This window comes from Cryobacterium sp. RTC2.1, assembly GCF_035018685.1.
Lineage (GTDB): Bacteria > Actinomycetota > Actinomycetes > Actinomycetales > Microbacteriaceae > Cryobacterium > Cryobacterium glucosi.
The window spans coordinates 1-9,591 of the sequence record NZ_JASJXJ010000148.1 but is presented as its reverse complement, the minus strand read 5'-3'; the positions used below and the strand labels follow the sequence as shown (position 1 = coordinate 9,591).

Genomic DNA, 9,591 nt, shown 5'->3' with positions numbered 1-9,591 from the left:
GCCGCCCCCCCGGCCCTCCGGGTCCGGGGGGGCCGGGTGCGGGGATCAGGCAGGGGCCGGGCAGCAGGCAGGGCCGGCAGCAGACCGGCAGGGGCTACGGATCGGGGGTGAAGCGGTAGCCCATTCCGGCCTCCGTGAGCAGATAGCGCGGATGCGCCGGGTCGGGTTCGAGCTTCTTGCGCAGCTGGGCGAGGTAGAGGCGCAGGTAGCCGGAGTCCGTCGTGTGGTGCGGACCCCAGATGTCCGTCAGCAGCGACTGCCGGGAGACGAGCTTCCCCGGGTTGCGCAGCAGGAACTCGAGGATGCGCCACTCGGTGGGGGTGAGCCGGATGGCCTCGGGTTTTCCGGGAGCGCCCCCGGAACCCGTGCCCGTGCGCACGACGCTCCGTGCCGAGAGGTCGACGGCGATCGTGCCGAGCATGATCACCGGTTCGGCACCGGAGTCGACCGGGCCGAGCCTCCGGGTGAGCGCGCGGATCCTGGCGAGCAGTTCGTCGATGGAGAACGGCTTCGTGACGTAGTCGTCCGCTCCCGCGTCGAGAGCGTCGACCTTGTCGGCGGCGCCGCTGCGCCCTGAGACGACGAGGATCGGCACCTGGGTCCAGCCGCGCAGGCCGGCGATGACCTCGATCCCGTCGAGGTGCGGCATCCCGAGGTCGAGCATCACGAGGTCGGGATGCTCATGCGCTGCCGCGGCGAGGGCCTCAGCGCCGTCCCTGGCGGTCACGACGTCGTAGCCGCGCGCGCCGAGGGTGACCCGCAGCGCACGCAGGATCTGCGGGTCGTCGTCTGCGATCAGGATCTTCACTCAGGTCTCCTCATCAGTGCCAGTGCCAGTGCCAGTGCCAGTGCCAGTGCCCGTGGCTGCGGCCGTGCCGGCTGTGTGGCCCGCCGGCGCTGCGGGGTCGAATGCGGGCAGGGCGATGACCATCGTCAGCCCGCCGCCCGGGGTGTCCTCCGCCTCGAGCCGACCGCCCATGCCCTCGGTGAATCCCTTCGCGAGTGCGAGGCCGAGGCCGAGGCCGGTCAGGTTGTCGGTGTCGCCGAGGCGCTGGAACGGAAGGAAGACCTCATCGCGCCGGTCGGCGGGAATGCCGGGCCCGCGGTCCATGATCCGCAGTTCGACGACGCCGCCGAATTCGCTCGCCGAGACGAGCACGCGCCCGCCCGTCGGCGAGAAGCGGATGCCGTTGGCCAGCACGTTCACGACGACCCGCTGCAGGAGCCCGGCATCGGCGAGCATCGGCGGCAGCCCGGGAGGGAGTTCGAGTTCAACCGTGTCCGGCCCGACGCCGAGCTCATCGAGTGCGGGGAGCACGACGTCCGCAGCGTCGACGGGGCCCAGGGAGACCGCGAGGGCACCGGCCTGCACCCGGCTGACGTCGAGGAGGTTCGTGACGAGGCCGGCCAGCGACTCGAGACTCTCTTCGGCCGTCTCGAAGAGCTCCTCCCTGTCGGCGGGCGACAGCGTGAGTTCGGCCGAGCGCAACCCGCTGATAGCGGCTGTCGCAGCGGAGAGCGGCCGCCGCAGGTCGTGACCGACGGCGGCGAGAAGGGCGCTGCGCATCCGGTCGGCCTCGGCGAGCGGTCCGATCGCACTGGCCGTCTCTGCGAGGTCGCTGTGTTCGAGCGCGGCGTCGAGCTGGGTCGCGATCACGCCGAGCAGTCGTCGCTCGGACGCTGCGAGGTCGCGTCCGGAGAGCTCGAGGGTACCCCGGGTCCCGACGGGGACCGTTGCGAGGGGGGTGTCCGGGCCGGCCTGAGCGGGCGAGCCGTCGGAGTACAGCAACGTCCCGCCCGCGAACAGGCGCACCCCGGTGAGGTTGAAGGCCTCGCGGGTCCTGGCGACGAGCGCGGGAACGGCGTCCTCGCCGCGGAGCACGCTGCCGGCAACGGTGGCGAGGAGTTCTGACTCACCCGCGGCGCGCTGGGCGCTGCGGCTTCGTCGGGCGGCGAGGTCGACGACGTAGCTGACGACGCCCGCGTTGGCCAGGTACAGGACGAGCGCGAGGGCGTGTGCGGGTTCGGCGATCGTGACGGTGTAGAGCGGGTTCACGAAGAAGTAGTCGAGGGTGAGCCCGGAGAGCAGCGCGGCGAACAGGGCAGGCCAGAGTCCGCCGACGAGGGCGACGACGATGACGAGGAGTTGATAGCTGAGCACCTCGCTCGTGATCGATTCCTCGCTGTGGGTCGCCACGAGGAGCGCGGTGAGCAGCGGACCGCCGACGACGGCGAGGCCGAGGCCGGCCAGCCGTCTGCGGAGGCTCAGTGCACCGCCGATCCGGGGGAGGCGCATCCGCTCGCCCGCGGCGGAGTGCGTGACGACGTGCACGTCGATGTCTCCGGACTCCCTGACGACCGTCGTGCCGATTCCCGGCCCGCTGAAGGCCGCCTTGAGCCGGGTACGCCTGCTCACACCGATCACGAGCTGGGTCGCATTCGAGGCCCTGGCGAATTCGACGAGGGCGGTCGGGACGTCGTCGCCGACGAGCTGGTGGTAACTGCCGCCGAGTTTCTCAACGAGGGCCCGCTGGGCCGCGAGCGCGCCGGGGTGTGCGGAGCGGAGTCCGTCCTGGCTGATCACGTGCACGGCGAGGAGCTCGCCCCCGGCTGCGCGCCCAGCGATCCGTGCCCCGCGGCGCAGCAGCGTCTCGCCCTCCGGCCCGCCGGTGAGCGCGACGACGACACGTTCGCGGGCTTCCCACTTGCTGTCGATGCCGTGTTCGGCCCGGTAGTTCTTGAGTGCCGTGTCGACCTCGTCGGCGAGCCAGAGTAAAGCGAGCTCGCGCAGGGCGGTGAGATTGCCGAGTCGGAAGTAATTCGACAGGGCGGCGTCGATCCTGGCGGCGGGATAGACGTGGCCCTCGGCGAGCCGGTCGCGCAGGGACTGCGGGGCGAGATCGATCACCTCGACCTGATCCGCGGCACGCAGCACGCTGTCCGGGAGGGTTTCGCGCTGGGGGACACCCGTGATCTGCTGCACGACGTCGTTGAGCGACTCGATGTGCTGGATGTTGACCGTCGAGATGACGTCGATGCCCGCGTCGAGGATGGACTGGACGTCCTGCCACCGTTTGTCGTGGGCGAGTCCGGGGGCGTTGGTGTGGGCGAGCTCGTCGACGAGTGCGATCGCGGGTGCGCGATCGAGGACAGCCTCCAGGTCGAGGTCGGTGAGTTCGATCCCGCGGTGCCGCCGGACGAGGCGCGGCACGACCTCGAGTCCTTCGAGCATCGCGGCCGTCGCAGGGCGGTCGTGGGTTTCCACGACCGCGACGACGACGTCCTTGCCCTCTGCGTGCAGCCGCCTGCCCTCTTCGAGCATGGCGTAGGTCTTGCCGACGCCCGGTGCGGCACCGAGCAGCACCCGCAGTCGACCGCGTTTCATGTCACGCCTTTCAGCCCTGGCCGGGCAGCGCCGCGAGGGCGAGGTTCAGTTGGAGCACGTTGACGGTGGGTTCGCCGAGGAAACCAAGGTCCCGTCCCTGAATCCTAGACTCGACCAGGGCGCTGACCGTCGCGACCGGAAGGCCGCGGGCCGCCGAGACCCTGTTCACCTGGATCCGGGCGTACTCCGCGCTGATCTGGGGATCAAGACCCGACGCGGATGCCGTGAGCGCGTCAGCGGGGATCTGGGCGGCGGTCACGCCGTCGGATCCCTCGATTGCGGACGTCCGGTCGGCGATCGCGGCGATCAGGTCCGCGTTCTCCGGACCGAGGTTACTGCCGCCGGAGGCCGCCGCATCGTAGCCGTCGCCCGCTGCGGATGGCCGGGACTGGAACCACTCCGGAAGGGCCGCTCCCTGGGCATCCGTGAATGACTGGCCGATCAGCGAGGAGCCGATCGCTCCAGAACCCCCCTGGATGAGGGAACCGTTGGCCTGGTTCGGCAGGGCGACCTGCCCGAAGGCCATGATCGCGAGGGGATAGGCGACACCGAGGATGACGGTGAAGACGAGCATGGCGCGAAGGGCGACGCCGTACTGGCGGGCCGAGCTGCGAGGGGAACTCATGGTGACGTTGTCCGTTTCCGTGGAAGTGAGGTTGGGGAGAGGTCCGGCGGGTCAGAAACCGGGGAGCAGTGCGACGAAGAGGTCGACGAGCTTGATCCCGAGGAACGGTGCGATCACACCACCCAGGCCGTAGATCAGCAGGTTGCGGCTGAGCACGCTCGCGGCGGCGGCCGGACGGTAGGTGACTCCGCGAAGCGCGAGCGGGATCAGTACGACGATGATGATCGCGTTGAAGATGATGGCGGACAGGATCGCCGAGGCTGGCGAGTGCAGCTGCATCACGTTCAGCACGGCGAGGCCGGGGAAGACCCCTGCGAACATGGCCGGGATGATCGCGAAGTACTTGGCGATGTCGTTGGCGATCGAGAAGGTGGTGAGGGCGCCGCGGGTGATCAGAAGCTGTTTGCCGATTCGGACGATATCGATGAGCTTCGTCGGGTCAGAGTCGAGGTCGACCATATTGCCGGCCTCCTTCGCGGCGCTGGTGCCGGTGTTCATCGCGACCCCGACGTCGGCCTGGGCGAGTGCCGGTGCGTCGTTCGTTCCGTCGCCCGTCATGGCGACGAGATTGCCGCCCTCCTGCTCACGCCGGATGAGGGCGAGCTTGTCCTCTGGGGTGGCCTCGGCGAGGAAGTCGTCGACGCCGGCTTCCGCTGCGATCGTCTTGGCGGTCAGCGGGTTGTCGCCGGTCACCATGATCGTGCGGATGCCCATGCTGCGCAGTTCGGCGAATCGTTCGGCGATTCCCTCCTTGACGATGTCCTTGAGGTACACCACTCCCAGGATCCGCCGCGCCCCGGATCCAGGGACCGCCGAGTTGTCCGCCGTGTTGCCCGCAGCGCTGCCCTCGGCCACGACGAGGGGGGTGCCGCCCAGTTCTGAGATCCGTTCGACGGTCGCGTTCAGGTCGTCGAGGATCGTCGACTCGACGTTCGTGGTTTCGCTCACCCAGGCGAGCACGGCGGAGCCGGCGCCCTTGCGCACGAAGGAGCCGTCGGGCAGGTCGATCCCGCTCATCCGGGTCTGCGCCGTGAAGGGCACCACGACGGCGTCGAGGGTTCCCGGATTCCCGAACCCGGTTTCGATGGCGAGGTCGACGATCGATTTGCCCTCTGGGGTCGGGTCGCTCAGGGAGGACAGTGCTGCTGCGTTGATGAGTTCGCCTCTATCGACCCCGGCGAGCGGGGTGAACTCCCGTGCCTGCCGGTTGCCGTACGTGATCGTGCCGGTTTTGTCGAGGAGCAGGATCGTAACGTCGCCCGCCGCCTCGACTGCGCGTCCCGACATGGCCAGCACGTTGCGCTGCACGAGCCGGTCCATTCCTGCGATGCCGATCGCGGAGAGCAGGGCGCCGATCGTGGTCGGGATCAGGCAGACGAGCAGGGCGACGAGGACGGGCAGGCTCACGGCGGCGGCGGAGTATCCCGCGATGGGGTTGAGGGTGAGGGTGACGACGAGGAACACGATCGACAGGCTCGCGAGCAGGATGTTGAGCGCGAGCTCGTTCGGGGTCTTCTGCCGGGAGGCGCCCTCGACAAGGGCGATCATGCGGTCGACGAAGGTCTCGCCCGGCTTGCTCGTGATGCGGACGACGATCCGGTCGGAGAGCACCCGGGTGCCGCCGGTGACGGCGCTCCGGTCGCCGCCGGACTCACGAACGACGGGTGCGGATTCACCGGTGATCGCGGACTCGTCGATCGACGCGATGCCCCAGACGATGTCGCCGTCTCCGGGGACGAGCTCCCCGGCGGTCACGATCACGGTATCGCCCAGTGTCAGGTCGGCGGAGGAGACGGCGGAGACGGTGGCCCGTTCGGCCGCGGCATCCGCTGCCTCGTCGTAGCCGGCAACGAGGTTGGCGATCGTGCTCGTTCGGGTCTGGCGGAGGCTGTCGGCCTGCGCCTTGCCGCGGCCCTCGGCGACGGCTTCCGCGAGGTTCGCGAAGATCACGGTGAGCCAGAGCCAGAATGCGATGCCGACGGTGAAACTCGCCGGTACGTCGCCGCCGCCCGAACGGGCCGGTCCGCCGAGGAAGGGTTCGACGATCGCGAGCAGCGTGGTGAGCGCGGCACCGACCTCGACGATGAACATGACGGGGTTCCGCCACATCAGCCGGGGGTCGAGCTTGCGCGCCGCCATCGGGAGTGCAGCGACGAGCTGGGCAAGGTTGATCGCGCTCGATGCGCGTTTCCGCGGATGTTCTCCAGCGGGCGCTCGGCCCTCGCCCCGTGGAGAAGTGGATGCTTCGGTGACTGTCGACATGATTACTGCTGCCCTTCCGTCGGGGAGTCCGGCGTGAGTGGTGACAAGGAGAGGAACGGGGGAGCCTGGGTGCCGGAGGCGGTGGTCATGGCTACTGCAGCCCTTCCGCGAGCGGACCCAGCGCGAGCACCGGGAAGTACGTGAGCGCCGTGATGATGACCGTCACGCCGACGAGCAGCCCGACGAACTGCATGCGGTGGGTCGGCAGGGTGCCGCGCGTCGCAGGAACGGTGTCCTGGGCGGAGAGGGCTCCGGCGAGGGCGAGCACGAGGACGATCGGCAGGAAACGGCCGAGGAGCATGGCAACGCCCAGCGCCGTGTTGAACCACGGCGTGTTGGCGGTCAGTCCCGCAAAGGCGGAACCATTGTTGTTGGCCGCGGAGGTGAAGGCGTAGAGCACTTCGGAGAGACCGTGCAGCCCGGGGTTCCAGATGGAGGTGCCCTCGACATCCGCTCGCACGGCGGGGATCGCGAAACTCAGGGCCGTTCCGGCGAGGACGAGGGTCGGGGTCACCAGGATGTAGAGGCTGGCGATCTTGATCTCGCGCGGGCCGATCTTCTTGCCGAGGTATTCGGGAGTGCGGCCGACGAGCAGGCCGGCGATGAAGACCGTGATCACGGCGAGGATGAGCATTCCGTAGAGCCCGGACCCCGTGCCGCCCGGGGCGACCTCGCCGAGCATCATGTTGAGCATCGGCATCAGGCCCCCGAGGGCCGTGAAGGAGTCGTGCATCGAGTTCACGGCACCGGTCGAGGTGAGGGTCGACGCCGTCCCGAAGAGGGCGGACCCGATAATGCCGAAGCGCTGTTCCTTGCCCTCCATGGCGCCACCCGCTGCGAGTGGGGCCGTTCCGGCACCGCCGAGCTCGAAGAGGGTGAGCGCGGTGAGGGAGACCACGAAGATGGCGGCCATCGCTCCGAGAATGGCATAGCCCTGTCGTTTGTCGCCGACGATCGTGCCGAAGGTGCGGGGCAGGCTGAACGGGATCGCGAGCATGAGAACGATCTGGAACATGCTCGTCCACGCGGTCGGGTTTTCGAACGGATGCGCCGAGTTCGCGTTGAAGAATCCGCCGCCGTTCGTGCCGAACATCTTGATCGCCTCCTGCGAGGCCACCGGCCCGCCCGGTATGGACTGGGTGGCGCCCGTGATCGTGGTGACGTCCGTGAAGCCGGTGAGGTTCTGGATGACGCCGCCGGCGAGGAGAACGAGCGCGGCGAGAATCGCCACAGGGAGCAGCAGGCGCAGTACCCCGCGGGTCAGGTCGACCCAGAAATTGCCGATCGTGCCGGTCCGGCGCTGAGCGAAACCGCGCACCAGGGCGATCGCAACGGCGATGCCGACCGCGGCGGATACGAAGTTCTGCACGGCGAGGCCGAGCATCTGCACCGAATAGCCCATGGTCACGTCGGGTGAATAGGACTGCCAGTTCGTGTTGGTCACGAATGAGACGGCCGTGTTGAACGACAGGCCCGACGGGATGGCCGGAAAGCCCAGGGAATAGGGCAGTACCGCCTGGGCTCGCTGAATGACGTAGACGAAAAGCACGCCGATGAGGGAAAAGGCGAGCACGCTGCGCAGGTAGGACTGCCAGGTCTGCTGCGACCGGGGATTGACCCCGACCAGGCGATAGAAGCCGCGCTCGACCCGGTTGTCACGCGACGACTGGTAGAACGCCGCCATGTAGTCGCCCAGGGGGCGATAGATGAGGGCGAGGACAAGCGCAAGGGTGAGCGCCTGGAGAACGGCGAACCAGAGGTCCATCAGAACCTTTCCGGCTTCACGAGCGCGAGCACGAGGTAGGCCAGGGCCGCGACGGCGAGGAGGGCGCCGAGCAGATCGAAGACGATCACAGTTTCTCGACTCCCTTGGCCACGAGGCCGATCAGGGCGAACACGGCGATCACGCCGAGAACGTAGACGATGTCAAGCACGAGGTCGGGCACAGGAGAACTCCATCCACACGGTGACCGCGCCGGTGCAGGCGCGGGTATCCCGGGGTCGGAACCGGGGTACTCCATAGGAATACGCTGGATTCGGGGCGGAGAATGGGGTCCTCACGGTATCCATACGGCGCACCGGCGGAACCTAACGGTTTCTCTGCGCTGGTGCGCGCTCCCGTGCAATGTGCGCGGTCGCTCGTCGCAGCGAGGGTCGTCGGTGCGCGCTGGCAGAATGGAAAGCGTGTACATACTGGTCGGTCGAAGGGGGAACGGGGAGTTCCTCGTCGAGGTGCTGAACGCCGGGGGTGTGACTCTCGGTGCCGCCCGCCCGGTGTCGGCGGACGACTTCCCCGGGTATGTGCTCCAGGAGGAACCCGGGTCGCCGCGCTGGGTCTGGGAGGACACCGCGAGCATCTACCCGGTCCTGCTCGAGGCCGGCGTCCGCGTCGAACGTGCCCACGACCTGCGGCTCTGCCACGCGATCCTGCGCCACTCCGTCCTCACCGCCGCGAGCGACCTCGCAACGGCGGCACCGAGCCGGTGGGATGCCGCCCTCGCCATCGTCGCGGAAACCCGCGATCCCGGAGCCACGCTTTTCGAACTGCTCGGAGAGGACATCGATCCCGCCGGAGAAGCGGACGCGGGCTTCACGGACGCCGGTGCCGAGTTCCGGCGCCAGCTCACGGCCGTCGCCGAGAGCGAGGAGCCGGGGCGGCTGCGCCTGCTGCTCGCCGCGGAGTCCGCCGGCGCGCTCATCGCCGCCGAGATGCGCTTCGCCGGACTGCCCTGGCGCACCGACGTGCACGACGAGCTGCTGACCAGGGTCCTCGGTCCGAGGGTCGGCCCCGGGATCCGGCCGGCGCTCCTCGAAAAACTGGTCGGACGCATCCGCCTGGCACTCGGAGACCCCCTCGTCAACCCGGACTCCCCGCCCGAGCTCACCCGCGCCCTGCGCCGGGCCGGACTCGCCGTGACCTCGACCCGGGCCTGGGAACTCAAGGAGCTCGACCATCCCGTGATCGAGCCCCTGCTCGAGTACAAGAAGCTCGCCCGGCTGCTGAGCGCCAACGGCTGGTACTGGATGGACACCTGGATCGTCGACGGTCGCTTCCACCCGGAGTACCTGCCGGGCGGCGTCGTGACCGGCCGGTGGGCGACCCGCGGCGGGGGAGCCCTGCAACTGCCCAAGCAGGTGCGCGGTGCTGTTGTCGCGGACTCGGGCTGGAAGCTCGTCGTCGCGGATGCCGCCCAGCTGGAACCGCGCATCCTCGCGGCGCTCTCGAGCGACACGGCCATGGCGGATGCCGGCCGTGGCACGGACCTCTACGCCGGCATCGTCGCGAGCGGCGTCGTCGAGACCCGCGCCCACGCCAAGG

The 9,591-nt window shown here is 69.1% G+C and carries 7 protein-coding genes; 1 reads left to right on the top strand and 6 read right to left on the bottom strand.

Going from position 1 to position 9,591, the window contains the following annotated elements:
- Positions 1-94: 94 nt before the first annotated feature.
- From QN357_RS15440 to QN357_RS15415, 6 genes are all read right to left on the bottom strand, one after another.
- Positions 95-808, bottom strand: a complete 714-nt coding sequence (locus tag QN357_RS15440) for a response regulator (RefSeq protein WP_134446463.1) — start codon at positions 806-808, stop codon at positions 95-97.
- On the bottom strand, positions 809-3,385 hold the full coding sequence (locus tag QN357_RS15435; RefSeq protein ID WP_322140800.1) for a DUF4118 domain-containing protein: 2,577 nt from the start codon (positions 3,383-3,385) through the stop codon (positions 809-811). It abuts the gene before it with no gap.
- 10 nt (positions 3,386-3,395) lie between these two features.
- Positions 3,396-4,010 carry a potassium-transporting ATPase subunit KdpC gene (gene kdpC / locus QN357_RS15430; RefSeq protein ID WP_322140801.1) on the bottom strand — a complete coding sequence of 205 codons (615 nt, stop codon included), beginning with the start codon at positions 4,008-4,010 and terminating at the stop codon, positions 3,396-3,398.
- Positions 4,011-4,061: 51 nt separating this feature from the next.
- Complete coding sequence (kdpB, locus tag QN357_RS15425) at positions 4,062-6,272, bottom strand: potassium-transporting ATPase subunit KdpB (RefSeq protein ID WP_322140802.1); 2,211 nt, start codon at positions 6,270-6,272, stop codon at positions 4,062-4,064.
- A 91-nt stretch (positions 6,273-6,363) separates the two neighbouring features.
- Positions 6,364-8,037 (bottom strand): potassium-transporting ATPase subunit KdpA, encoded by a 1,674-nt coding sequence (gene kdpA, locus QN357_RS15420; RefSeq protein WP_134558434.1) that lies wholly within the window; start codon positions 8,035-8,037, stop codon positions 6,364-6,366.
- On the bottom strand, positions 8,037-8,126 hold the full coding sequence (locus QN357_RS15415) for a potassium-transporting ATPase subunit F (RefSeq protein WP_134446468.1): 90 nt from the start codon (positions 8,124-8,126) through the stop codon (positions 8,037-8,039). The genes kdpA and QN357_RS15415 overlap by 1 nt, the downstream gene beginning before the upstream one ends.
- Before the next feature lie 330 nt (positions 8,127-8,456).
- Here QN357_RS15415 and QN357_RS15410 point away from each other — a divergent pair.
- Positions 8,457-9,591, top strand: a 1,135-nt coding sequence (locus tag QN357_RS15410) for a bifunctional 3'-5' exonuclease/DNA polymerase (RefSeq protein ID WP_323505152.1), incomplete at its 3' end; no start/stop codon positions are given.